Below are 24,527 nucleotides of genomic sequence, written 5' to 3'. Positions count from 1 at the left end.
GCGGCTTCAGCCCCGCGAGGCGTCCGACGTTGCGTCCGCCGTCGACCGCTCGACGACCGACACGCCGTCGAGCTCTGAGACCGCTGTCAACACCCCGTCGAGGTGGTCGGCGTCGCGGCCCTCGATCCCGACCGTCACGGGGGTGCGGTTCGGGTGGTCGGTCGCCGTGCGACGCGCGCGCTCCAAGGTGTCGAGCTCGGCGCCCTCGGCGGTCACCGCCTCGACGACGTCGCCGACCTGACTCGGCCACGCCGCGAGCGCGAGCCGCGCCTCGGCGTAGCGCCCGAGCTCAAACAGCCCGGTGCGCGTCAGCTCGGCGTGGTCGGTGAGGTTCACGTTCCCGCCCGAGACGACGACGGCCGGGTGGGTGTCGGTCAGATCCAGCCAGTCCGAGAGCGCGGCGGCGAGCGGCGCGGCGCCGGCGCCCTCGGCGACCGTCTTCTCCCGCTCGGCCAGCAGCGCCACGGCCGCGGCGATCTCGCGGTCGGAGACGGTCACGACGTCGTCGACGACCTCGCGGGCGAGCGCGAGGGTGGTCTCGGACAGCCGCGTGTCGGCGATTCCCTCGGCGACGGTGTCCACGTCGTCGAGCTCGCGAACCTCGCCGGCCGCCAGCGACGGCCCGGCGTGCGCCGCGCCCTCCGGCTGGACGCCGACGACCCGGACGTCGCGGTCCGCGGCCGCCACGGCCGTCCCGATCCCGGCGATGAGCCCGCCGCCGCCGATCGAGACGAGCACGGTGTCCATCGCGGGGTACTGCTCCAGCAGTTCGAGCCCGACCGTGCCCTGTCCCGCGATGACGGCCGCGTCGTCGAAGGGGTGGACGAACGTCTCGCCCGTTTCCTCGGCGCGCGCCACGGCGTACTCGTACGACCGCTCGTAGATGTCGCCCTCGACGAGCACGGTCGCGCCGTACCCCCGCGTGGCGGCGATCTTCGCCGCCGGCGTCACCTCGGGCACGACGATCGTCGCGTCGATCCCGAGGATCTCGCCCGCGAGCGCCACGCCCTGCGCGTGGTTGCCCGCGCTGGCGGCGATCACCCCGGCCTCGCGCTCGGCCTCGGAGAGCTGCGCCATGGCGTTGTACGCCCCGCGGATCTTGAACGAGCCGGTCCGCTGGAGCCCTTCGAGCTTGAGCCCCAGCGACGCGGCCCCGCTCATCTCCGCGAAGGTGCGCGAGGTGTCGAGCGGCGTCCGATGCGCGACGTCGTCGAGCCGGCGGCGGGCGTCTTCGACGTCGCCGCGCGTGACGACCGGTGAGGCGTCTCCCTCCCCGTCGGCGGAGTCGCCCGCCGCGTCGCAGTCGTCGGCGTCGCCGTCGGTCATTCGAGAGACGGATGCGCCGCTGCGGGGGTGTCGGCCTGCGGGACGGGGTGTCGCCGTTCGAGGTCGCGGACCGCGCCGACGAGCACGTCGACGCCGTGCCGGAGGCTCCGCTCGTCGACGTCGAAGGTCGGGGTGTGGTGGCTCGTCGGGTGGTCCGTGCCGACGATCAGGTACGTCGCCAGGCCGCCCGCCTCTTGGACCCGCTCCATCAGGAACGTCGCGTCCTCGCTCGCGCCGAAGTCCGCGGCCGGGAGCACGGTGTCGATCCCGTCGACGCCCTCGGCGATCTCGGTCACCAGCGCCTGCAGCTCCGGGTCGCTGTCCGCGCGCGGCGACTCGCTCACCAGGTCGACGCTCGCGCGGCAGCCGTGCATCGTCGCGGCGCCGCGCACGGTGCGCTCGAACTGCGCTTTCATGTACTCCATCAGCTCGGTCGTCTCGCCGCGCGCCTCCGCCTCCATGTGCGCGCGCTCGGCGATGACGTTGCTGGCGGTGCCGGCCTCGGCCTTCCCGACGTTGACCCGCGTCATGCCGTCGGCGTGGCGGGCGATGCCGTACGCGTTCACGATCGCCGTCCCCATCGCCTGCATCGCGTTGTCGCCCTCGTTGGGCGCCTTCCCCGCGTGCGCCGAGGTCCCCTCGATCGTCGCGTCCAAGTGCGCCATCGCCAGCGGCTTCTCGATCCCCGCGACCACCTCGCCGGTCGGGTGATCGAGGCCGACGTGGACCGCGAGCAGGTAGTCGAGATCGTCCGCGAACCGGCTCTCGGCCATGGGGTGGCCGCCGCCCCCGGTCTCCTCGGCCGGCTGGAAGAAGACGACCAGCCGCCCGGCGAAGTCGCTCTCGGCGATCGCCTCGAGGACGGCCAGCCCCCACGTCATGTGGACGTCGTGGCCGCAGGCGTGCATCGTCCCGTCGATCTCGGACCGGAACCCCTCGTCGACGGGGTGGTGGTCGGGGTCGGTCGACTCCTCGATGAACAGCCCGTCGATGTCGACGCGGAGGCCGATCGCGGGCCCCTCGCCGCGGTCGAGGACGGCGACGGCGCCCGTGTTGCCGCCGGTCATACGCTCGAGTAACTCGGCGTCCGCGCCGTGCTCGCGGGCGCGCTCGACCCACGGGCCCAAGTCGGCGTCCGGCACGGCCATGCGGTCGGCCGGGTCGTACGCGTCCGGGCCGATCGCGAGCTCGTCGACGCCGATCGACCGGATCTCCTCGGCGAGCGTCGCCGTCGTGAGGAACTCGCGCCACGCGGGCTCCGGGTGCCGGTGGAATCGTCTGCGGACGCTGGCGAGCCGATCGCGGATCGGTTCGTTCATGCGAGTGGCTCTCTCGCTCGACATCCTTAACAGTAGTTGATCGTATACGATTGTCGTGTACACTACATACACAAAAAGCTAAGAACGCCCCTCTTCTTGATCCGCCAACGCGTCGTTCCGACGCGCCCACCGCTCATGAGCTCAGATCAGACCGCTGACCCCGATATCGTCGTGTTGCGGGAGGGAACGGAAGGCCTGTCGATGGCGTCGTACGCGGACGCGCTCCGCGATCGGCTCCCGGACCGGACGGTCGCGCTCGCGCGGACCCCCGCCGAGGAGCGCGACCTCGTCCCGAAGGCCCGCGTCGTGACCGGCATCACGCTCGACGCCGACCTCCTCGAGCGCGCCGACCGGCTGGAGCTGTTCGCGTGCACCTTCGCCGGCACCGACCACGTCCCGACCGACGCGCTGCGCGAGCACGGCGTGACGGTGACGAACGCGGGCGGTATCCACGCGCCGGGGATCGCCGAGCAGTCGATCGCCAACATGCTCGTGTTCGCGCGGGACCTCCACGAGGGGCTCCGCCGGAAGGCGAACGGCGAGTGGCGCCACTTCCAATCCCGCGAGTTCACCGATAGCACGGTCACCGTCGTCGGCCTCGGGTCGATCGGCCAGGCGGTCGTCCAGCGGCTCGCGGGGTTCGAGGTGGAGACGATCGGGATCCGCTACACGCCGGAGAAGGGGGGTCCCACCGATGAGGTGCTCGGCTTCGACGACGACGATATCCACGCGGCGTTCGCCCGGAGCGACTACGTCGTGCTCGCGTGTCCGCTCAACGACCTGACCCGCGGGCTGGTCGGCGAGGCGGAGCTGGCGACGCTCCCGCCGAACGCGGTCGTCGTGAACGCGGCCCGCGGCGGCCTCGTCGACACCGACGCCTTGGTGTCCGCCCTCCAGACCGAGGGCATTCGGGGCGCCGCCCTCGACGTCACCGACCCCGAGCCGCTCCCGTCGGACCACGTCCTCTGGGACTTGGAGAACTGCCTGATCACCCCGCACACGGGTGGCCACACGCCCAAGCACTGGGACCGGCTGGCCGACATCGTCGCGGACAACGTCGCGGCGCTGGACGCGGGCGGCGAGCTGGAGAACGCGGTCGTCACGCCGGACGACGACTGATCGGGCGGTCAGAAAATCTCGGCGGGCGGCTACGGCCAGAGCCCCCGCGCGCCCTTCGCCTCGGCGATCCGAGACAGCGCGACCACGTAGGCGGCGTCGCGCCACGTCAGGTCCCGCGCGTCGACCTCGTCGCGCACGTCTTCCCACGCGGACAGCATCTGTTCTTCGAGCTCCTCGTTGACGCGCTCGAGCGACCACGTCCGCCGGTTGATGTCCTGGAGCCACTCGAAGTACGACACGGTGACGCCGCCCGCGTTCGCGAGGATGTCCGGGATCACCGCCACGTCGCGCTCGTCTAAGATCGCGTCGGCGGCGAACGTCGTCGGCCCGTTCGCGCCCTCGACGACGATGTCGGCGTCGACGGCGTCGGCGTTGCTCGCGGTGATCACGTTGCCGACAGCGGCGGGGATCAGCACGTCAACGTCGAGTTCGAGGACCGCCTCGTTCGACAGCGTCTCCGGCGCCTCGTGGGTGAGCACCGCCTCGGGCTCCTCCTCGTGCGTGGGAACGTCGTGCGTGTCGAGCCCGTCCGGGTCGTAGATCGCGCCGTTCACGTCGCTGACGGCGACGACGGTCGCGCCCCAGTCGTCCAGCAGCCGGGCCGCGTTGGCGCCGACGGAGCCGAACCCCTGCACCGCGACGGTCGTCTCCGCGAGGTCGCGGTCGTAGTAGCCGACGGCCTCGCGCGCGGCGATGGCCGTCGACCGCCCCGGCGCCGCCTCGCGGCCGTACGACCCGCCGATGACTGGCGGCTTCCCGGTGACGACGCCTGGGATCGTCTCGCCCTGCTGCATCGAGTAGGCGTCCATGAACCACGCCATCGTCTGGGCGTCGGTCCCCATGTCGGGCGCGGGCACGTCCTTCGTCGGTCCGACGACGTCGCGCAGCTCCTCCGCGAACCGCCGGGTGAGCCGCTCGCGCTCGTCGTCGGTCAGGGATTTGGGGTCGACCGCGATCCCGCCTTTTCCGCCGCCGAACGGGAGGTCCATCACGGCGCACTTCCAGGTCATCCACATCGAGAGACCGGTGCACTCCGCGGCGGTGACCTCCGGGTGATACCGGAGCCCGCCTTTGTACGGGCCGCGGACGTCGTCGTGCTGGGCGCGGTAGCCGGTGAACACCTCGACGGTTCCGTCCTCCCGTTCGAGGGGGACGGAGACCTGCTGGACCCGCGTGGGGTGTTTGAGACGCTCGACGATCGCGGGATCGACGTCGACGTTGGTCGCCGCGCGCTCGAGCTGCTTGCGCGCGGTGGTGAGCGTCGATTCTGACTCCTCTTCTGCCGGTTCGTCGTCGACGGTGGGTGTCGTGTTCATGGGTCGGGGTGTCGTGGTTCGGTCGGCTTGGCAGCGCGGTGTGGTAGCTTGGGTAGCGCGGCGCGGTCGGAACCCGGTCAGGTCGTGAACAGCTCGCGGGGGAAGTCGGCCAGCGTCTCCGCGCCGGTGGAGGTGACGCGGAACGTCTCGCTGATCTCCATGCCAATCTCGTCGGTCCAGATGCCGGGGATCATGTGGAACGTCATGTTCTCCTCGAGGACAGTGTCGTCGCCCGGGCGGATGCTCGCGGTGTGCTCGCCCCAGTCCGGCGGGTAGCCGAGCCCCATCGAGTAGCCGATGCGGTCCTCCTTCTCGAGGCCGTACTGCTCGATGGTCGTGCGCCACGCCTCCTCGACGGCCGAGCATTTGACGCCGGGCTCCGCGGCGTCTAACGCCGCCTCCAGGCCCTCCACGACGATGTCCGCGGTCTCTTGAAGCTCGGCGGGCGGCTCGCCGACGAAGGTGGTCCGCGCCAGCGGTGAGTGGTAGCGATGGCGACAGCCCGAGAGCTCGATGATCACCGGGTCGCCGTCCTCGTAGCGCCGGTCCGTCCACGTGAGGTGCGGGGTCCCGGTGTGGTCGCCCGACGGCATCAGCGGGACGATCGCCGGGTAGTCGCCGCCGTACTCGTCGGTCCCGTCGATCAGCTGCTGGTAGATGGCGGAGGCGACCTCGTACTCCGGGACGCCCTCACCGACCGCGTCGAGGCCCGCCCGCATCGCGTTCTCGGAGATCCGCGCGGCCTGCCGCATGTACTCCAGCTCCTGGTCGGACTTCTTGATCCGGAGCCAGCCGACGAGCAGCGTCGTGTCCGCGAACTCGGCGTCCGGGAGGTTCCCCTGCAGCCGCGTGTACGACTTCGCGGTGAAGTAGGCGGCGTCCATCTCTAACCCGACGCGCCCGTCCGCGACGCCCAGTTCCTCGAGGACGCCCGCGACGTAGTCCATCGGGTGGAGGTCGCGCGGCGACTGCACGTGGTCGTCGCTGTACGCGCGGATGCTCTCCTCGGCGAGGTGGGTCGTCGCCCGCGCGCCGTCGCCGTCCATGTCGCGGCCGATCCAGATCGGCTCGTCGCGGTCGGGCGTGACCACGACCGCCTGGTGGACGTAAAACGACCAGCCGTCGTAGCCGGTCAGGTAGTTCATGTTCGCCGGGTCGCTGACGACGATCGCGTCGAGCTCCCGCTCGCGCAACCGTTCTTTCGTCCGAGCCACCCGCCGCTCGTACTCGGTCTCGTCGAAGATGTGTTCCCGTGGCATGGTAACGGAACGTCTACGAAGCCGATTAGCCAGCAACAGTATAAATTTATCGTGTACATTAAAAACAGATACTGTGTACGATTTACCCCGCGCATCCCGCGAATTCACTCCGAAGCGCCGCTCAGACGCCCCGGGAGCCGTCTCGTGAGACCGGACGAGAGCGCTTGAAACCCGCAGCTTCTCCGGCTTGGCTCGGTTTTTTGTACCGCCTTCACGGATGATCGGACATGCTTCACAGCACCGGGCCGCTGCTGTCGATCGACGTCGGCGAGCGGACGACGTCAGAAACCGACATCACGGAGGTCCAGGAGCGATACATCGGCGGGCGGGGCGTGGCGACGCGGCTCGCCCACGAGCGGATCCCGTTCGACGCGGACCCGCTCGGTTCCGAGAACCGCGCGGTGTTCACCACCGGGCCGATGCAGGCGTCCCAGATGAGCTTCACGGGGCGGACGAACTGCACCGCGCTGTCGCCGCTGACCGACGGGCTGCTCTCGTCGAACGCCGGCGGCTTCGTCTCGCGTCACCTCGCGGCGACGGGGTACGGTGCGATCGAGCTGGCGGGCGCGAGCGACGAGCTGGTCGTCGTCCACGTGCGCGACGACGGGGTCGAGGTCGAGCCGGTGCCCGACCTCGCCGGGGCGACCGTCCCGGAGACCACGGGCTATCTGGCGGACGAACACGACCTCTCCAGCGAGCAGACGGCCGTGATCGGTCCCGCGGGCGAGCACGCGGTCCGGTTCGCGTCGATCATGACGACCGAGGAGCGCGCGTTCGGCCGCGGCGGGCTGGGCGCGGTGCTCGGCTCGAAGAACGTCAAGGCCGTCACGTTCGGGGGCGACTCGGCGCCCGAGGTCTCGATCGACGCGACCGCGAACGATATCCACCGCGAGGCCGCCACCGAGGACCACATCATGAAAGAGCAGGGGACGGTGGCCGTGATGGACCTCGCGAACGAGATGGACGGGCTGCCGTCGTACTACTTCTCGGAGCGCTCCTTCGAGGGGGTCGAGGGGATCAACGGCGCCGCCGTCGCCGACAAGAAGTACAAGAAGGGGACCTGCTCGGCGTGCGCGTTCGCCTGCAAGCTCCCGACCCGCGACGAGGAACGCGGCGTCGAGACCGAGGGCCCCGAGTTCGAGGTGGCGATGGCGTTCGGCTCGAACTCGGGGGTCGACGACATCGTCGACGTGATGGAGTCGAACCGCCTGTGCGACGAGTACGGCCTCGACGCGATCTCCGCGGGCAACACGATCGCCGCGTACCTCGACGCCGAAGACGAGTTCGGCAACCGCGAGCTTATCTGGGACCTCGTCGAGAAGACCGCCCACCGCGACGGGGTCGGCGACACGCTCGCGGAGGGGATCGGCCGGATCCACGAGCAGCTCGGCGTCGGGAACTGGTCGGTGAAGAACATGGACTTCGCGGCCCACGAGGGGCGGCTCCTCCACGGACAGGCGCTCTCGTACGCCGTCGCCAACCGCGGCGCCGACCACATGTACGCGACGTTCTACTCCGTGGAGTACCCCTTAGTCGAGGAAGAGGAGGCGATGGAGCCCGCGGGCTTCGAGGGGAAAGCGGAGCGCCTCATCCAGCGCGAGAACCTGATGGCGCTCAACGACAGCGGCGTGGTCTGTAAGTTCTCCCGGGACTTCATGACGCCCGAGCGCTACGAGCTGCTGTTCGACGCCGACTTCGACGAGCTGCTCGCGGCGGGCGCGCGGACGGTAACGCTGGAGCGCCACTTCAACAATCAGCGCGGGATCGACGGCGACGACGACCGCCTCCCGTACGCCGAGGAGCTCCCCGGACTCGACGACGCTATCGACTCGTACTACGAGCTCCGCGGGTGGAACGCGGACGGCACGGTGCCCGAGTCGGCGCTCCCGGCGTAGGGCGACCGCGCCGGTCGGATCCGGTGATCTGGAGCCCGTTGAGCATCTAAACTCTCGATAGAACACAGCGTGCGACGGCCGACCGCTGACGGTCCGTATCGCTCGCTGCGCGGTCTGACTCGCGAAAGCGATGCGGCGATCACCGTGCGAGACACGGGACGCGAATCGGCCAGGAGGAGGCGACTTCGCTCGGGGCGTCGGGTCGGGAACCGCGGCAGCCGGATTTATCGGGCAACTGGCGGCTACGGTTCGTACGGTGCTCCGACTCCGTCAGCAATCGCTTGGAGATCCGGCTTCCGGAAGGTTGAGTCGTCGGCCGCTTCCGGCGATTCCGCGATGCCGACGTGCGCCCGGATGAGCCGGCGCATCTGCGATGTTGACGGTCGCCCCGTCTCGTCGACATCGGTTCCGAGTGCCTCACAGATCGCTCGTAGCTCCTCTTTCGTGAACGACGCGTCGATTTCTCGTTCGAAGCGACCTGTCGCCGCTCGGATCGCGTTTCGAAGTTCGTGGACGGTCGGACTCATGGCTCTTCCCTCTCCCCTTGAGCCCGTCAACGTTCCTACTCGGCTACGGTGAGACGTTTCCGGGAATTCGGACTGACCCTCCGCGCACCTCAGTTCAGCGTTCGCCGCGCGCCGCCCACCGCGAATCCGATCCGCAACGATAGTGATGATTATAACAATACATAACGTACTTTTTGAGAGAATACGTTAACAATCCGAGTCGTTTTTCACTGTACGTCCATAATTTGTTGTTGTAATGGCGACCAACACGTCGAATCTCGAAAGTGGCCCCGCGCGACTGAAAGACTCCCCGCGACCCGAGGACCTCGAGGCAGTGACCAGCCCGGCCGCCCGCCTGCTGACGTGGCTGCGTTCCTAATCTTCCGCGCTCCTGTTCTGAAGAGCGGTCGCGAGACGTCGGCGGTCTGAGCGGCGTCAGCGCGAACCGAACGCGTGTCGCGTACTGCCGCTGTTCGCTGTATGCAGCGCCGCCGACAACTCTCCAGTATCGCGATCGATCACCGCCGCGTCCAGCGCGCCTGCGTTTCGGGTCGTTCGACGGCTGTTTTGATCGCCTGTAAACACACGCGGCTGCGGTTCGCCGCCGCGAGCGACCGGTTCAGCACCGCGGACGGCTGCCGAAGACGGCACTACGGGTCGGGTCGCCACCGGCCGCCGATCTCCTCGCGGGGGTAGTCCTGATACGTGCCGTCGAGATACGTGGTGACGCGGCCGTCCTCTTCGCTGAGCGTGACCGCCCACAGGACGTTCTTTCGGAGCGACGTTTCAAGCGCGCTCATGTGTTTGGTCCCCATCCAGTCGGGGTATTCGAGCTCTTCGACCGCCGGCACCTCCGCGCGGTTGGGGCTCCGAACCCGAACCATCTGTCGTTGGATCGTCCCGTCCCCGGTCACGATGATAGCGCCGTCCCGGCTGAACGCGACGTCTTCGGCGACTCGCCGAAACGCCTCGGGCGAGTCGAGTACGATCTTACACCGATCGGTCGGCCAGATGTTCTCGCCGAGCGGGTCGGTGTACTCCTCGAAATCAGTTTCGGCAACGAGCAGAAAGTACAGACTGGGACCGCTCACGTACTGGTCGTCCCACTTCTCGAATTCCATACTCAACGTCTCGGCAACGTATCGGATCTGGTCCATGAGATCCTGACTGGTGGCGTACTTTTTCAAAACAGAGTCGAGTTCTTCCATTTACTCTCCAAAATAGTAGACACGCAGCGGTATTAAACTCTGTTCGCCCCGGATTCGCCGCGCTGCCGAGCTCAATCCCTGCCTTCAGCGAACCGGACGTGACCGCGCGCCGCTTCGTTAGCGGCGAGTTACCCTTCGAACTGCGCCGCGGGCAGGCGGAGCTCGTCGAGGAAGTCGATGGACTTGGCGTTATAAATGATGTCGACCTGTTCGGTCGCCGGGACGCCGACGCAGGTGAGCCGCGCGCCCCGTTCGAGGGCCGACTCGGGGAGGATCTGCTGGCCGGGCATCGCGATCTCACCGTTTTTGACGAGCACCGCGCAGTTCGAGCAGGCCCCGCCGCGACAGGCGTACGGCCAGTCGAACCCGCGGTCTTCGGCCGCCTCGAGGATCGACTCGCCTTCCTCGACCGCGATTCGGCCGTAATCCTCGGCGTCGAGGTCCGCCTTCGAAGCTTTCGCGAACAGGTTCTCATCGTCGACGTCCCATCCGTGGTCCTCGATGACCTCGTAGTTGAGGAAGGAGACCCGGGCCAGATTCGGGACCCGGACGAACGGTTTCGCGCGCCGGCCGGGCAGTTCGAACCGTTCGACCTCGTCGATAACCTCCTCGACCGGTTTAGACCTGAACGCCGCGAACCACTCGTCGACGTCCTCGCGGTCGAACCCGAACCACCGGACGATCTCGTCCGCAGTGAGCCCCTGTTTGGAAGCGATAGCGGCCATTAACTGCTGCGCCGCGCTCTTCGACTCCACGTCCGCAAGCAACCGCTGCAGTTCCGTCACGGATGTTTCATCAAGCCCGGGCATAGCCGAGAGTCGAACGCGCAACTGTAACAAACGATAGTCATAGTCCCGCAGTATGAGAACGGCGGTCGATCGAACGGCGGCGTCTCGGGCGACGACGGAGCGAGTCGGGGACGGAGCGATCACGGGAGCGCGGCGCTCGCGGTGGGCCGTGAGTTCCCCGTAGTGACTGTGAACGAAATCGATGTACCAGATGCGGTGTAGTTCACCGGCGCCGCGAGCCGCTACTCGGCGGTCGCTTCGATCGCGTCCGCGATGACTTCGGTCCCGACCTCAGCCTGTCGCTGCGTCAGGACGAGCGGGGGCAGCAGCCGGACGACGTTGCCGTACTGGCCCGCCGTCCAGACGAGGACGCCGTGCTCGTAGCAGTACTCCTGAATCGCGTCGACGCGGTCGTCGTCGGGCTCGCCGCTCGCGTCGACGAACTCGGCGCCGACGAACAGCCCCTTGCCGCGGACCTGTCCGAGCCCCGGGTCGCCCTCGCCCGCGTCGCGGAGGCGGTCGCGGATCCACGTGCCGACCTCCGTCGCGTGATCGAGCAGGTCGTGCGACTGGATGTACTCGATCGCGCGCAGCCCGCCGACCATCGCGGGGACGTGCCCCCGGTAGGTGCCCGCGTGGTCGCCCGACCCCCACGTGTCGAGGTCCTCGTGGTACATCGTCCCCGACAGCGGCTGGCCGTTGCCGCCGAGCGCCTTCGCGGTCGTCATCACGTCCGGCGTCACGTCGTAGTGCTCGGACGCCCACCACTCGCCGGTGCGCCCCATTCCGACCTGGATCTCGTCGAACACCAGCGGGAGGTCGTTCTCGTCGGCGATCTCGCGCAGTCCCGAGAGGAACCCCTCCGGCGGGACGACGACGCCGCCCTCGCCTTGGATGGGCTCGACGAAGATGCCCGCCGGGTCCGTGAGGCCCCCGTACGGCTCCTCGACGATCGCCCTGACCTCCTCGAGCGCGCGGTCGACCGACTCCTCGGGCCCCCGACCCTCGCGGAAGGGATACGGGAACGGCGCGTGCACCACGTCGGGGAGGAGCGGCGCGTACGGCTTCTTGAACTTCTTGTTCGACGTGATGCTCATCGCGCCGGTCGTTGCCCCGTGGTAGGAGTTCCGGAACGCGAGCAGGCCGTTGCCGCCCGTGTTGTACTTCGCGAGCTTGATCGACGCCTCGACGGCGTCGCTGCCGGTGGGACCGCCGAAGACGAAGCGGCTGTTGCCGGCGAGGCTCCCGGGCGCGATGTCGTCGAGCTTGTCGATGAGGTCGAGCCGGGGCTCCGTCGGGAAATCGACCGAGTGGGTGAGCTTGTCGATCTGCTCGTGGACCCCCTCGTTGACGTACGGGTTCGCGTGGCCGACGTTGTAGACGCCGATGCCGGCGAAGAAGTCGAGGAAGAGGTTCCCGTCCGCGTCCTTCAGGGTCGCGCCCTTCCCCTCCTCGAACGCGAGCGGGATGTCGTTCGGGTACGCGACCGCGCTGCTGTCGATCGCTTCCTGTCTGTCGAGGAGGCGCCGCGAGTTCGGCCCGGGAACGTTATCGACGCTCGGTTCCTCCGCGAAGTGCAAGTCGTGGATCGGCGGTCCCGCCATGGGACAACCGATACGACACGCCCACATAGGATTGGTGCAACCAGCAATCCATGACAGTGTACACGAATATCGTTTCTCTTTGCCCTCTCGCTTCGCTCTTGTTTCGATCGGTATGGTCCCCGTCGACTCGCTCGGCATGGTCCTCGTCGACTCCGGGGTGGGTGCGAGCGTGGCCTCTCTCGACCGCCGGACCAAACCCTTAACCACGGCACCGGCGTGTAGTAGTTCATGGAGTACACAAGAGAGACGGCAGTCACCGGTGAGTTCGACGCCGTCGTCGACGCGACGATCGCCGCCCTCGGCGACGAGGGATTCGGCGTCCTCAGCGACATCGACATCCAGGCGACGCTCGAAGCGAAGCTCGGCGAGGAGTTCCGTCAGTATCGGATCCTCGGCGCGTGTAACCCCCCGCTGGCACACGACGGACTGACCGAGGAGATCGAACTCGGCGCGCTCTTGCCCTGCAACGTCATCGTCTACGAGAGCGACGAGGGGGACGTCGTGGTGAGCGCGGTCGATCCGAAGCGGCTGCTCGCGATCGCCGACAACGACGCTCTCGACCCGATCGGGGCCGAGGTCACCGAGCGAATCGATCGCGTCTTGGCGGCCGTTGCGGGCGAGTTCGAATCCGTCTCGGAGGACTGATATCCGATGTCTTCCGGCGATCGACTTGACGCAACGACCATCCTGATCCTAATTTTCGGCGCCTTCGCCCTCCTCCCATTGCTCATGATGGGACTGGGGTTCGGCGGGATGATGGGTTACGGGGGTGTGATGGGCCAGTACGGTAGCACGGGCGGCTGGTGGCCGTTCGTCGGGATGCTCGTCCCGTTCAGCTTCCTCCTCGTGATCGTCGTCGGCGGCTATCTCCTCTTCCGGCGCTTGGGCGAACGGGAGACGGCACAGGACCCCGCGATAGCGGAGCTCCGAGCGGCGTACGCCCGCGGGGAGCTCACCGACGAGGAGTTCGAGGCCCGACGCGAGAAGCTCGAAAAATAGGCGAGACCGCCGCTTCACACATCAAGTATCCGCTCGAACGCCCGTCATCGGACGAGGGCTCTCGGAGCGATCCGGCGCGCCCGGCGGCGAGGTTCGGAACGTGGGACTGACTCGTTTTTCTCCTTCGATTGTGAGTGATCTTGGGAACAAAACGCAAGTACGTGGCAGCCACGTCCGTCTCTCAGTCGCGATGCCTCTCCTCGCGAAGTGCTCGGAGAGGCATGCGCGGGACCGGATTCGAACCGAAACCAGACGTGCTCGCTTCGCTGCGCGCGTCTGGTAGGATTCGAATCCTCCGCGCATACATGGCTCTCACGTTTGTTCGAGGCAGTATGCGCGGGACCGGATTCGAACCGAGGCGAGAAATGCTCGCTCACTCCGTTCGCTGCGCCTTTCTCGCTGGGCTCAAATCCGCTCCTGCTCTTCGCTCACTTCGTTCGCTCATGCGCGGGACCGGATTCGAACCGGCGGACCCCTACGGGATAGCGTCCTAAGCGCTACGCCTTTGGCCTGGCTCGGCAACCCGCGCTTATTCTTGCGGTCAGAGCCACTTAATCGCCAACCACAAGGGCTCTAACGCGCCGTGTGCGCATATTTTGCGCTCGCTTATAGCCATTTCGTATCTCGTGATCGTGCTGGTATCGCGGGTGTCTCACCTTGTTTGTTTAAAAGTAATCCACGGCGTAGCGTTATGCGATACCGACGTTCGCGTTCGGATCTTTTTAAATACCGGCGCCGGCCTCGTCGCCATCCTCACTTCCCGGAGAGGTACCGGTACCCGCCGATGGCGACGGCGACGGCGGCGACGGCCGCTCCCACGAGAAACAACGCGTCGCTTCCCGAGTCGTAGCCGTACGGAACGTTCAGACCGGTCCACCGGTTCAGCGCGAAGAGGGCGACTGCGAGGCCGGCGACGACGAGGCCGACGGCCCTGCCGAGCGGGGAGTTCGACGAGCGACCGGGCATGCGCGAAGCGACTGACTTCGATCCGATAAATGTTCCGCGCCCTCGGCTCCCATCGCTCGGAGGAGGATCGTGCCGGGCCGACCTCGCGGGGGGTTCCGACGGGCGTCGAGTCAGATGTCCGCCTCGAACGGGAGCCGATCGAGCACCGCCTCCTCGCCGACGCGGCCGAGGAGCCACTCCGCGAACAGCACGGCGGCGATCCCGAGCCCGATCCCGAAGAGGGTGTCCGAGAGGTAGTGCGTGCCGAGGTAGATCCGCGAGAAGGAGATCAGCCCGGCGAAGCCGGCGGCGACCGCGAAGGGGAGCTCGTCGGAGTTCCACGCGATCCCTGCGTAGGCCGTCACCGCGGCCGAGTGGCCGGAGGGGAACGAGCTCGTGGTCCCGGCGTCGCCCTCGGTCACGCAGATCGGGTTCGGCGGGAACGGGCGCTCGACGAGCGTCATCAGCGCCCAGACGACGATCCCGAGCAGCGAGAGCGCGACGACGCCCTTGACGAACTCCTCGCGCCAGCCGGCGAGGTAGAAGAGGCCGACGAACACGACGCCGGCCGTGACGGAGCCGAGCCCCGTCATCGACGTCATCATCTCGGTCAGGAACGGCGTTCGGATCGCGGCGACGAACTCGGCCGCGAGGCCGTCGACCCACCGGACTGCGCTCAGGACCTCGCCGATCTGCGCGTGCATGGGTGTGTCCCTATCGGCGGACGAGTATAGGCGCTCGCCTCACGCGCGGGCTCGTCCTCACGCGCAGAACGCGCAGTCGCAGTAGCGCTCGCAGACGGGGTTGTCGCAGTCGGCGCCCCGCGCCGAGCAGTGCGTCCGACCGTGGCGGATCAACAGGACGTGGAGCGGGTAGATCAGCTCGTCGGGCACCAGCCCGTCGAGGGCGTCGTGGGCGGCCTGATTCGAGGCCGACGCCGGGACGAGCCCGAAGCGCTTCGAGACGCGCTCGACGTGGGTGTCGACCGCCATCGTCGGCTTGCCGAAGTGGAAGTTCAAGACGACGCTAGCGGTCTTCGGGCCGACGCCTTTGATCGCCGTGAGCCACTCTTTCGCGTCAGCGGTCGCCATCGCGTCGAGGAACGCCAGCGAGTAGGCGCCGCCGGTCTCCTCGCGGATGGCTGCGAGCGCGCGCTGGATACGCGCGGCCTTCTGGTCGGCGAGCCCCGCCACGCGGATCGTCTCGGCCAGCTCGTCGTGGTCGGCGGCCTCGATGGCCGCGAAGTCGTCGTAGCGGTCGAACAGCGCCTCCGTCGCGCGGCTCGTGTTCGCGTCGGCGACGTTCTGCGAGAGGATCGTCGTCACCAGCTGGCGCACGCCCTCGCCGGGCTCGGCGGTCGGGTCGGCGCCGTGCTCGGCGACGCGGTCCACCGGCTCGTACAGCGCCACCAGGTCGTCGTGCAGCTCGCGCACCCGCGTCTCGTCCCACGCTTGCGTGGACATACCCGCGGTACGGGCGGCGCGGACTTCAGGGCGACGGACGGGGCGATCGCCCCCGCCCCTCGACGCCAGCCGCCCCGCCCCCGGGCTCGCTCGAACCCCCGATCGGCGGTGCCCCTCGCGCGGCCTTTTTATACCGTACCGCTCAAGAGACGGGTATGTATCGAGCGAGCGATCGCGTCGACAACGCGGCGTGGATCGACCGGCTCGACGACGCGTGCGCGACGCTCGACCTCGACGAGGAGGCGCTCTCGACGGCGACGGACCTGTTCCTGTCGCGAGCGCCGGACGACGAGCGCGGGAAGCGCGTCGCGGCCGCCGCCAGCCTCTACGCCGCCGCGCTGATCCGCGGGCAGGAGCGCTCGCAGTCCGCCGTCGCCGACGCGATGGGCGTCTCCCGGCTCTCCGTCCAGAAGCGCTGGAAGCCCATCTTAAAAGACGCCGGCTTCTCGCCGCCGACGTGGTAGGCGGATCCGGGGGGTTCCCGGAACCGCGGCGTGACCGTCCTCTTCCCGTGTCACCGCCGACCCGTCAGCGCGGCGTCGCGACGACGCCGAGGTGGTCCTCGTGGTACCGGTCGAGACGTTGCGTCGCTAGGATCTCGTACGTCTCGCGGAGCTCGTCGAGCGCGGCCGCGAACACGTCGCTCGGCTCCGCGGTGGCGTCCTCGCTGCGCGCCTTCACCGCGAGCAGTAGCCGCCCGTCCTCGGCGAGGAACCGGGCGTTCCGTGCCGCCACGGTCGCCTGTCCCCGCGTCGCGACGTCCTGCACGATCGCGTCGACGTCGGCCTCCACGACGTGCGCGTACGTCTCCGGCTTCCGGGCGTCCTTCAACAGCGGGAACAGTCGGTCGCGCGGCTCGGCGGCGTCGAGGAGGTCGCGGGCGGGGCGCGGGGCGAACTCGACCGCGTAGGTCGGCCCCGCGAAGTCGGCGACGTGGCTGACGGTCGTTCCGCTGGCCGCCCCCAAATAAAGCACCGTCTCGCCCCCGCTCAGGCCGGTGTCGAGGCCGAGCTCGAACATCCCGCCGAGCTTCGAGCGCTCGGGGTCCCACGCCCGCCAGCCGTCGGCGGTCGGCTCGCCGTACACGGGGGGCCCGCGCGTCGCCAGCCGCGTCTCGCCGGCGATCTCGCGGCGTTCGACGCCGGCCGGCAGGTCGGAGTCGCTCACGCGTTGCCCTCCGCGTCGCCGTCGGCGTCGCGGTCCGCCGCGCTGTCGGCCTCCGCCCGCGCTCGGATCGTCGCCATCCGCTCGCGGAGCTCCGCGTGGAGGGTCTCCCGGCGCTCCCCCGCGTAGTGGTCGACGCGGGCCGCGAGCGTCAGCTTCCCGGCCAGCGCCCTGGCGGCCGATCCCCGATCTTCGGGGCGGGTGTTCCGGACGTAGTCGTGCGTGTAGATGATCCCGTGTTTCGGCGAGGGCGCGCGCCCCGAGAGGTGCGCGAACAGCGCGTCCTCCGCGCCGAGCACCTGCACGGTGCCGGAGGGCTTCTTCGCGAGCGACTCCAGCCCGCCGGCGAGCGCGATCAGCCGCGCCGCGAGCTCCGGGCCGGCCATCTCGGCGAGGTTCGGCGCGACCGCGGGCGCGATCCGGTCGATCGTCTCGGCGAGGGCGTCGCGCTCGGCGGCGAGCCCGACGACGCGCTCCGCGAGCGACACGGCCCGGCGCTCCAGTTCGGTGTCGGGCTCTCGCGCCGCCACCGCGCGGGCGCCCTCGATCCCCGGTTCGGCGTCGTCGAACAGGCTCCCCGCCCACTCGGCGGCGCGCTCGGCCAGCTCGTTGGCGGTGCGCTCGCAGTCGTCCATCGCCCGCACGGCGTGGATCAGCTGCTGGTCGTCGGCGCGCTCGCGCTCGCGGACGGTCGCGCGGGTCGCCGCCACAGTCGCCTCGTGAAGCCGGTCGTAGTACTCCTCGGTCGAGTCGGCGAACCCGGTCTCGACGGCGAGCGCCGGCCAGTCGCGGGGCCGATCCGCCTCTCCGTTCGCGATCCGGTCGCGGGCGGCGGCCGCGTCGCGCCCGGCCGCCTCGTCGGCGGGGTCCGCGAACCAGCCCGCGTCGGCGTCGGTGTCGGTCATTACCGGCGGCTACTCGTTCCCGTCGTATAGGCGTTCCCGAACGGCCACGGGGGGCGGGGTGGCCGGCGGCCGCCTCACTGCGCGCTCGGCGCGTCGTCGGCCGCGTCGAGCGCCTCGTCGTCCTCGTCCGACCGGAGGGCCGCGAGGAAGCCGCCCGGATCGGAGCGAACGTCCGCGACAGTCGCGCCGGCGAACGCGCCGAGGGCGGCGCCGCTGCTCGCGGCCTGCCGACTGATCAGTCCGCCGGCCCAACCGCCGGCGGCCGCGCCGACCGCGGCGAGCGTTGCCCGGGAGAGTGCGCGTCGGATACGTGATCCCATACCGATACATTTCCGTCTGATTACATAAAACCCCACCCGTCGCGGACCGCAGACGCCTTCGGTCCGCGTTTCCCGGTCACTGCAGCCGCTTCGTTGTCTCCACGAGGGGGTGGCGCGCGTAGTCGACGATCTCGATGTCGGTGATGTCGTGTAACCCCTCCTTCTCGGCGGTCTGGGCCATCCCGAGATCGACCGCGCGCTCTGGCACGATCACGTACGCGTCCATCGTCTCGATGCCCGCCTCGTGGGCCGCCATCACTCGGTGGTGACCGTCGGCGAGGTGGAGCGTGCCGCCGTTGTCGATGACGACGAGCGGCTCCGCGAGTCCTCGCTCCAGCTCGTACTGGCGACCCTCCAGCTCGTCGGCGTACACCCGCGCCTGCGTCGGGATCAGGTTGGTGAGGCGGACCTCCCGGCGCTCCTCGTCGAGGGCGACGCCGTGGATCTGTTCGAGCGTCCGCATCAGCTTCCCCACCTTGCTCGGCGTGGCGCGCTCGATCTGCGACCGGACCACGTCCGTGTTCGAGATGATCCCAACGAGGTTGTCGGCGTCGTCGACGACGGGCAGCCGCTGGATCCCGGAGCGGAGGATGACCCGTGCGGCGTCGGTCACCTTCATGTCCGGGTGCGCGACGATGAGGTCGTCCGACATCACGGTGAACACGGGCGACTCGTCGTCGGCGAGCAGCAGGTCGGCGGCCGCGACGAACCCCTCGACGGTCCGACCCTGCGTGACGGGGAACCCGTTGTGGCCGTCGCTCTCGGCCATCCGCTGCGCGACCTCGCCGACCGTCTCGTCGGGGCTCACGGTCTCGACGTCGCGGGTCATGTACTCGCCGACGGTCGGTTTCCCGCTCATCGTCCGTCGTTTGTCCCGGTGGAATAAAAAGGGGGCGGGGCGCTTCTGACCGCGGGACCCGCTACGACCGCTCGTGAACGGCGAACTCGGCGGCGTTGACGACGTAGTGGGCGACGACGGGGACGAGGAGGCTCCCGGTGGCGACGAACAGCCCCGCGAGCGCCAGCCCGAGCGCGCCGGCGACGACGATCCCGAGTCGCCCCTGCGCCCCGTGTCCGAGCCCGAAGGCGACCGAGGAGACGACCGCGAGAAGCCACGGCTCGACCGCGAACCCGACCGCAAGCGCGCCCACCAGCGCGCCGCGGAAGAGCGCCTCCTCGAAGACCGCGACGACCGGGAGCGCGACGCCGAGCAGCAGGACCCACTCGCCGGCCGTCCCGGGAGCCATCGCCGCGCGGAGTCGATCCGAGGGCGCGAGGCCGACCCGCGACCCGAGCCGCGCGGCCGCCTCGTTGCCCGCGGCGAGGACCGCTCCGGCGGCGACGCCGAGGGCGACGACGCCGGGGACTCCGAGCGACGCGACTCCCGACGCACCGAGCGTCGGATGTGGCCCGGCAATTCCGAACGCCGCCGCCGGCACCGCGGTCCACCACGCGACCGCCGCGAGGACGGCGAGCCCGGCCGCCTGCGACGTCGCGGCGTTGGCCAGAAGCAACCGCGTCGTGAGCACCGGGCGGTCGTCGGGCGGGTGGCCGTCGAGGCGGTCGCTCTCGGTGTCTCCGCCCTCGGCGTCATCTCCCTCGGGGCTACCGCCTTCGATGCCACTGCCCTCGATGTCGTCGCTCTCGGCGTTATCTCCTTGGGGGCCGTCGCTCTCGGCGTCACCGCTCTCGACCCTTGCGTCGCGGCCGGCGTCGACGATATCACCTCGGGAGTCGACGTCGCCCCGGGAGTCGACGATCCGCGCCCGCTCCAGCAGGCGCTGGGAGCGCCGGGTAAAATAGAGAAGCAGCAGCGTCAGGGCGACGGTCGCGGCCGCGAACGCCGCCCAGTCGGGCATCGGGTGGACGCGGGTCTTACTGCGGGCTCGGGCTGGAGGGACCGGAGACGTTCCCCTCCTTCAGGGCCGAGCCGGTGATCGACTTGAGCCGGGAGACGAGCGAGTCCTTCTCGGCCTCGCCCTCTAAGGCGATGTCGAGCACCTCGCTGATGTGCGAGACCGGAATGATCTCGACCATCTCCTTGTACTCGTCTTCGATCATCACGTCCTGCTCGTTCGCCTGCGGGATGATGACCCGGGTGCAGCCGGCCTTCGCGGCCGCCTCAATCTTGTGGGTCACGCCGCCGACGGGGAGCACGTCGCCCCGCACCGACAGCGAGCCGGTCATCGCGAGGCTCTGGTCGACGCCGACGTCCTCTAGCGCGGAGATGACGGCGGTCGCGACCGTGATGGACGCGGAGTCGCCGTCGACGCCCTGCTGGCCCGCCTGCACGAACTGGATGTGGATGTCCATCTCCGAGATGTTCTCGTCGGAGAACTTCTTGATGATCGCGGAGACGTTCGACACCGACTCCTGGGCCATCTCCTTCAGCTGGCCCGTGGCGATCACTTCGCCGGGCCCCTGCGAGGGGGCGACCTCGGCCATCACCGGGAGCATGATCCCGGAGTCCTCGCCCATCACGGCGAGGCCGTTGACGCGGCCGACGACGTAGCCGTCGGAGACCTGCAGCTCGTAGTCCTTCCGGCGCTCGATGAAGTCGTCCGCGAGCTGCTGTTCGATGGAGCGCGAGCGCCCCTTCGCCTGCAGCACGTGCTCGCGGGTGGTCATCTCGGCGTCCTCGCCGCGGGCGATGTCGCCGGCGACGCGGACCATCCCGCCGAGGTTCCGCATCTTCAGCGTGAGGTGGCCCTTCCGGCCGGAGCGGCGCTTGGCCTCGAGGATGATCTCCTCGACGGCCTCGGCCGTGAACTCCGGCAGGCGGCCGTCCTTCGCGACCTCTTGGGCGATGAACCGGACGTACTTCCGGCGCATCTCCGGGGTGTCCTCGATGGTGTCCTCCATGTACACCTCGTAGCCGTACCCCTTGATACGGCTCCGGAGCGCCGGGTGCATGTTCTCCATCGCGTCGAGGTTCCCGGCCGCGATCATGACGAAGTCGGTCGGGACGGGCTCGGTCTGGACCATCGCGCCCGAGGAGCGCTCGGACTGGCCCGTGATCGAGAACTCGCCCTCCTGGATCGCCGTCATGAGGTGCTGCTGGCTGCGGATGTCGAGTGTGTTGATCTCGTCGATGAACAGCACGCCCTTGTTCGCCTTGTGGATGGCCCCGGCCTCGACGCGGTCGTGGCTGGGCGTCTCCATCCCGCCGGACTGGAACGGGTCGTGCCGGACGTCGCCGAGCAGCGCACCGGCGTGCGCGCCGGTCGCGTCGCGGAACGGCGCCGTCTTCGTGTCGCCGTTGTTCACCAACAGGTTCGGGATCATCGCGTCGGAGCCGCGGTTGAGGTAGCGGAAGACGAGGTAGACGACCCCGGCGGCGATGATGCCGACGAGGATCTGGCCGACGATGATGAGCGCGTAGCCCAGCACGACGGCGATGATGATCCACATCAACAGCGACCGCATCTGGTTGCGCTTGCGCGCCTCCTCGCGGTGCGCGTCGACGATCTGGTCGCCCTTCCCCGCCGGCACCGTCCGGACCTTCGGCTTGTTGCCGTCGTCCGGGTTGTGGTAGACGAGGACGTCCTGCAGCTCCTCTTTCGGGAGCAGTTCCGACATCGCCTTCGCGAGCATCGACTTCCCGGTCCCGGGCGAGCCGATCATCATCACGTGGCGGCGCTGCTTGGCCGCCTTGATGATCACGTCGCGGGCGTGCTCCTGCCCGATCACCTGATCGACGAGGCGGTCGGGGATCTCGAGTTCGGCGGTGGTGTCGATCTTGAGTCCCCCGAGGAGGTCGTCCTCGTCCGGGTCCTCTTCGATCTCGGCACCCTCGACCTCGACGGAGCTCCCGAGCTCGTCGATGTCGCCGTCCTCGCTCTGTTCGGTGACGCCCTCGGGGGTGATATCGCTATCGTCCCCGCGGCCCGCTCCGGCGTCGTCCGGATCCGGACCGTCGTCGACGACGATCCCGTCGTCCCAGACCTCGGCCGGCTCCTCGCCGTCTGCCGACCCCTCGCTGTCTGCCGACTCCCCGGCCGCATCGACCGTCTCATCCTCGTCGGCTGGGATGGTCTCGTCGGGCGCGCGGGCGGCGTCGTCGGGAGCGACGTCGTCGGGGGCGTCCTCGCCGTTCCCCGCCGAGTCCGAGGCCCCGGGGCCGGTCTCGTCCGGGTGCTCGGGGTCCTCGGTCGGCGGGTCGTTCGCGTCCTTTTCGTTGCTCATAGAATCGGGTATCGCTAGGAAAAACGAAGGGTCGGCTACTGATATACTTTCTCCCCGCGGGCGATGCGACTGGATACAGCGAAACGCCGCCAAGAGCGCTTAGAGCCCACGATATTGCCGTTCGAGCACTCCCATGGGGTTTATAAATGCTGGCCGCCCAACGTGAATCCATGCGCGGGTTCTATATCGGGCGGTATCAGCCGTTTCACGACGGCCATCTGCATATGATCGAGGAGATTGCCGAGGAGACCGACGAGGTCGTCTTGGGGATCGGCTCCGCCGGCGACTCCCACACCACCCGGAACCCGTTCACGGCCGGCGAGCGCGTGATGATGGTGACGAAGGCGGTCGAGCACCTCGACATCACCACCTATGTGGTCCCCATCGAGGACCTCGACCGCAACTCCGTGTGGGTGAGCCACGTCCAGAGCATGACCCCGCGGTTCGACGTGGCCTACTCGAACAACCCGCTCGTCGTCCGGCTGTTCGAGGAGGCCGGCGTCGAGGTGCGCGGCTCTCCCATGTTCCGCCGCGACGTGCTGGAGGGGACGGAGCTGCGCGAGCGGATGATCCACGGCCACGACTGGGAGGCGCTCGTCCCGGAGGCCGTCATCGACGTGATCCGAGAGGTCGACGGCGTCGAGCGCATCCGCCGGATCGCCGAGACCGACACGAACGGCGAGCCGCCGATGGACGCGTAGTCGCCGCCTTTTAAGAGCCAGCCGGACCGCGGATCGCTCGTGATTACGCTCACGTCCGACTTCGGCTCGCCGTATCCGGCCGCGATGAAGGGAGTGATCCGTCGGCACACGGACGCCGAGATGATCGACGTCGCTCACGACCTCCCGCGCGGGGACCCGCGGGCGGCCGCCTTCTGGCTGCGGTTCGTCCTCCCGGAGTTCCCGCCGGCCGTCCACTGCGCCGTCATCGACCCCGGCGTCGGCACCGGCCGCGACGCCCTCGTCGTCCGCGCCGGCTCGCACGTGCTCGTCGCGCCCGACAACGGGCTCGCGATGCCGCCCGCGCGGGCCCTCGCCGAGGAGGCCGCGGCGGCCGGGGAGCCGGCGGCGGACGAGGAACCTGACGCCGCCCCCGACGTGGAGGCGTTCGTCGTCGACATCGACGAGCCCGCGAGCCAGACGTTCCACGGCCGCGACGTGTTCGCCCCGGTCGCGGCGCGGATCCGCGCGCGGTTCGACGACGGGCCCGCGACCGCGGGCCCCGAGGGGGTCGCGGCCGCGCTCGAATCGATGGACGACCTCTCGCCTGCGGCCGACCCCGTCGACATCGCGTTCCCCGAGCCGACAGTCGAGCGCGACGCGGACGGCGACCCCGTCGCCGTCGACGGCGAGGTGCTCGTGATCGACCGGTTCGGCAACGTCGTCACGAACGTCCCGGGCGAGCTGGTCCGCGGCAGCGACTGGATCCGGGTCAACGAGGAGCTGACCCCCGTCGCGGAGACGTTCGGCGCGGTCGACCCCGGCGACCGCCTCGTCACCGTCGGGAGCCACGGCTACGTGGAGTGCGACGTCAACGACGGCCGCGGCGACGGGGCGTTCGACCTGCGGCCGGGCGACGACGTGCGGCTGGTCGGCGACAACGTGAGCATCTAGCCGGTCGCGAGAACGGGAGAAGCCGGGGCTGCGCTACAGTTCCACGCCGGAAGGGATCAGGCTCTCGCTGCGGAGGAGGTTCCCCTCGTGGTCGTACACGAGGAACGTGTCCTTGTCGTACGAGACGAGCCGCTCGCCGTCGACGTCGATCTCGACGCGGTAGCGGGCGTCCTCGTCGCCGGCCGAGTCGCGTGCGGCGTGGATGAAGGGGAGTACGTCCGTGGCTGTCTCGTTGAGCTCGAGGACGAAGTCCCCGGTGTATCGGTTCGTCACGCCGACCACACCCTCCGGGTCGTCGGCGTCCGCGAGCGGCTCCCGGAGCCGGAACGCCACGTCGATCTCGGCGGCCTCGAGCAGGTCGCCGTCCGTGTCCGAGAGCCGGTCGCGCAGCAGTCCCTCCGGCCCGTGGAAATCGATCCGGACCAGGGGCGTCGCCCGGTCGTCGGCGTCGTCCCCGACGCCCTCGACGGTCAGTTCGAAGTAGTCACGCCGCATTGCCTATCGTCTCCTTTGCGGTCGGCACCTATCAACGTAACGGGCGGATCCGCGACTGGACGGTCGAGACGGCGGGAGACGCCGCGCGTTCGGCCCGG

At 69.2% G+C, this 24,527-nt stretch carries 25 protein-coding genes and 1 tRNA gene; 7 read left to right on the top strand and 19 right to left on the bottom strand.

What is annotated here, in order from left to right; all coding sequences use genetic code 11:
- Positions 1–6: 6 nt before the first annotated feature.
- Together ilvA and Hrr1229_RS01010 are read right to left on the bottom strand one after the other, a co-directional pair.
- Positions 7–1,326: a threonine ammonia-lyase gene (ilvA, locus tag Hrr1229_RS01015; RefSeq protein ID WP_123114607.1), complete on the bottom strand. Its 1,320-nt coding sequence runs from the start codon at positions 1,324–1,326 to the stop codon at positions 7–9.
- Complete coding sequence (locus Hrr1229_RS01010; protein ID WP_123114608.1) at positions 1,323–2,645, bottom strand: amidohydrolase; 1,323 nt, start codon at positions 2,643–2,645, stop codon at positions 1,323–1,325. Before Hrr1229_RS01010 ends, ilvA begins: the two co-directional genes overlap by 4 nt.
- Positions 2,646–2,780: 135 nt before the next feature.
- Here Hrr1229_RS01010 and Hrr1229_RS01005 point away from each other — a divergent pair, with 135 nt between their 5' ends.
- Complete coding sequence (locus Hrr1229_RS01005) at positions 2,781–3,764, top strand: D-2-hydroxyacid dehydrogenase (RefSeq protein ID WP_123114609.1); 984 nt, start codon at positions 2,781–2,783, stop codon at positions 3,762–3,764.
- A gap of 29 nt (positions 3,765–3,793) precedes the next feature.
- Here Hrr1229_RS01005 and gdhB read toward each other — a convergent pair whose 3' ends face one another.
- Positions 3,794–5,080, bottom strand: coding sequence for a glutamate dehydrogenase GdhB (gdhB, locus tag Hrr1229_RS01000; protein WP_123114610.1), 1,287 nt, complete (start codon positions 5,078–5,080; stop codon positions 3,794–3,796).
- Between the two features lie 77 nt (positions 5,081–5,157).
- The gene (locus tag Hrr1229_RS00995; RefSeq protein ID WP_123114611.1) at positions 5,158–6,339 is read right to left on the bottom strand and encodes a M24 family metallopeptidase; all 1,182 of its coding nucleotides are present in this window, start codon (positions 6,337–6,339) and stop codon (positions 5,158–5,160) included.
- 227 nt (positions 6,340–6,566) lie between these two features.
- Between Hrr1229_RS00995 and Hrr1229_RS00990 the strand changes: the two genes are divergently transcribed.
- Positions 6,567–8,234: an aldehyde ferredoxin oxidoreductase C-terminal domain-containing protein gene (locus tag Hrr1229_RS00990; RefSeq protein ID WP_123114612.1), complete on the top strand. Its 1,668-nt coding sequence runs from the start codon at positions 6,567–6,569 to the stop codon at positions 8,232–8,234.
- 242 nt (positions 8,235–8,476) lie between these two features.
- Here Hrr1229_RS00990 and Hrr1229_RS00985 read toward each other — a convergent pair whose 3' ends face one another.
- The 4 genes from Hrr1229_RS00985 to Hrr1229_RS00970 all read right to left on the bottom strand — a co-directional run bounded on the left by Hrr1229_RS00985 (position 8,477) and on the right by Hrr1229_RS00970 (position 12,340).
- Positions 8,477–8,761, bottom strand: coding sequence for a hypothetical protein (locus Hrr1229_RS00985; protein WP_123114613.1), 285 nt, complete (start codon positions 8,759–8,761; stop codon positions 8,477–8,479).
- A 629-nt stretch (positions 8,762–9,390) separates the two neighbouring features.
- Positions 9,391–9,948, bottom strand: coding sequence for a diadenylate cyclase (locus Hrr1229_RS00980; protein ID WP_123114614.1), 558 nt, complete (start codon positions 9,946–9,948; stop codon positions 9,391–9,393).
- 128 nt (positions 9,949–10,076) lie between these two features.
- Positions 10,077–10,484, bottom strand: coding sequence for a ferredoxin Fer (gene fer, locus Hrr1229_RS18380; RefSeq protein ID WP_217920706.1), 408 nt, complete (start codon positions 10,482–10,484; stop codon positions 10,077–10,079).
- 494 nt (positions 10,485–10,978) lie between these two features.
- The gene (locus Hrr1229_RS00970; protein ID WP_123114616.1) at positions 10,979–12,340 is read right to left on the bottom strand and encodes an aspartate aminotransferase family protein; all 1,362 of its coding nucleotides are present in this window, start codon (positions 12,338–12,340) and stop codon (positions 10,979–10,981) included.
- A 228-nt stretch (positions 12,341–12,568) separates the two neighbouring features.
- On the opposite strand from Hrr1229_RS00970, the gene Hrr1229_RS00965 reads away from it, so the two are divergent.
- Together Hrr1229_RS00965 and Hrr1229_RS00960 are read left to right on the top strand one after the other, a co-directional pair.
- On the top strand, positions 12,569–12,985 hold the full coding sequence (locus tag Hrr1229_RS00965) for a DUF302 domain-containing protein (protein WP_123114617.1): 417 nt from the start codon (positions 12,569–12,571) through the stop codon (positions 12,983–12,985).
- Positions 12,986–12,991: 6 nt separating this feature from the next.
- The gene (locus Hrr1229_RS00960) at positions 12,992–13,339 is read left to right on the top strand and encodes an SHOCT domain-containing protein (protein ID WP_123114618.1); all 348 of its coding nucleotides are present in this window, start codon (positions 12,992–12,994) and stop codon (positions 13,337–13,339) included.
- 444 nt (positions 13,340–13,783) lie between these two features.
- Here Hrr1229_RS00960 and Hrr1229_RS00955 read toward each other — a convergent pair.
- The 4 genes from Hrr1229_RS00955 to nth form a co-directional block, all read right to left on the bottom strand.
- Positions 13,784–13,868 (bottom strand) — tRNA-Leu (locus tag Hrr1229_RS00955).
- 224 nt (positions 13,869–14,092) lie between these two features.
- Positions 14,093–14,305 (bottom strand): hypothetical protein, encoded by a 213-nt coding sequence (locus Hrr1229_RS00950; protein WP_123114619.1) that lies wholly within the window; start codon positions 14,303–14,305, stop codon positions 14,093–14,095.
- A gap of 110 nt (positions 14,306–14,415) precedes the next feature.
- Positions 14,416–14,988, bottom strand: a complete 573-nt coding sequence (locus Hrr1229_RS00945) for a phosphatase PAP2 family protein (protein WP_123114620.1) — start codon at positions 14,986–14,988, stop codon at positions 14,416–14,418.
- Positions 14,989–15,045: 57 nt separating this feature from the next.
- Positions 15,046–15,747, bottom strand: coding sequence for an endonuclease III (nth, locus tag Hrr1229_RS00940; RefSeq protein WP_123114621.1), 702 nt, complete (start codon positions 15,745–15,747; stop codon positions 15,046–15,048).
- 155 nt (positions 15,748–15,902) lie between these two features.
- Between nth and Hrr1229_RS00935 the strand changes: the two genes are divergently transcribed.
- A complete protein-coding gene (locus Hrr1229_RS00935) occupies positions 15,903–16,211 on the top strand; it encodes a transcription initiation factor IIB family protein (RefSeq protein ID WP_123114622.1) in 309 nt (102 codons plus the stop codon).
- Between the two features lie 64 nt (positions 16,212–16,275).
- Here the strand turns inward: Hrr1229_RS00935 and Hrr1229_RS00930 are convergent, their stop codons facing one another.
- The 6 genes from Hrr1229_RS00930 to lonB all read right to left on the bottom strand — a co-directional run bounded on the left by Hrr1229_RS00930 (position 16,276) and on the right by lonB (position 22,321).
- Entirely contained in the window at positions 16,276–16,914 is a 639-nt protein-coding gene (locus Hrr1229_RS00930) for a fibrillarin-like rRNA/tRNA 2'-O-methyltransferase (RefSeq protein WP_123114623.1), read from the bottom strand.
- Positions 16,911–17,816, bottom strand: a complete 906-nt coding sequence (locus tag Hrr1229_RS00925; protein ID WP_123114624.1) for an NOP5/NOP56 family protein — start codon at positions 17,814–17,816, stop codon at positions 16,911–16,913. Before Hrr1229_RS00925 ends, Hrr1229_RS00930 begins: the two co-directional genes overlap by 4 nt.
- A gap of 74 nt (positions 17,817–17,890) precedes the next feature.
- Positions 17,891–18,136 (bottom strand): hypothetical protein, encoded by a 246-nt coding sequence (locus tag Hrr1229_RS00920; RefSeq protein ID WP_123114625.1) that lies wholly within the window; start codon positions 18,134–18,136, stop codon positions 17,891–17,893.
- 76 nt (positions 18,137–18,212) lie between these two features.
- Positions 18,213–18,995: a CBS domain-containing protein gene (locus tag Hrr1229_RS00915; RefSeq protein WP_123114626.1), complete on the bottom strand. Its 783-nt coding sequence runs from the start codon at positions 18,993–18,995 to the stop codon at positions 18,213–18,215.
- Between the two features lie 61 nt (positions 18,996–19,056).
- Positions 19,057–19,995, bottom strand: a complete 939-nt coding sequence (locus Hrr1229_RS00910; RefSeq protein WP_123114627.1) for a CPBP family intramembrane glutamic endopeptidase — start codon at positions 19,993–19,995, stop codon at positions 19,057–19,059.
- 16 nt (positions 19,996–20,011) lie between these two features.
- The gene (lonB, locus tag Hrr1229_RS00905) at positions 20,012–22,321 is read right to left on the bottom strand and encodes an ATP-dependent protease LonB (protein WP_123114628.1); all 2,310 of its coding nucleotides are present in this window, start codon (positions 22,319–22,321) and stop codon (positions 20,012–20,014) included.
- 170 nt (positions 22,322–22,491) lie between these two features.
- Between lonB and Hrr1229_RS00900 the strand changes: the two genes are divergently transcribed.
- Positions 22,492–23,022, top strand: coding sequence for a nicotinamide-nucleotide adenylyltransferase (locus tag Hrr1229_RS00900; RefSeq protein WP_123114629.1), 531 nt, complete (start codon positions 22,492–22,494; stop codon positions 23,020–23,022).
- A 39-nt stretch (positions 23,023–23,061) separates the two neighbouring features.
- Positions 23,062–23,934: an SAM-dependent chlorinase/fluorinase gene (locus Hrr1229_RS00895; protein ID WP_123114630.1), complete on the top strand. Its 873-nt coding sequence runs from the start codon at positions 23,062–23,064 to the stop codon at positions 23,932–23,934.
- A gap of 33 nt (positions 23,935–23,967) precedes the next feature.
- Here Hrr1229_RS00895 and Hrr1229_RS00890 read toward each other — a convergent pair whose 3' ends face one another.
- Entirely contained in the window at positions 23,968–24,429 is a 462-nt protein-coding gene (locus Hrr1229_RS00890; protein WP_123114631.1) for a DUF5793 family protein, read from the bottom strand.
- Positions 24,430–24,527: the final 98 nt, after the last annotated feature.

This window comes from Halorubrum sp. CBA1229, from assembly GCF_003721435.2.
GTDB lineage: Archaea > Halobacteriota > Halobacteria > Halobacteriales > Haloferacaceae > Halorubrum.
Note: the sequence above shows the minus strand (reverse complement) of the source record. Positions and strands in the feature narration are given on the sequence as shown.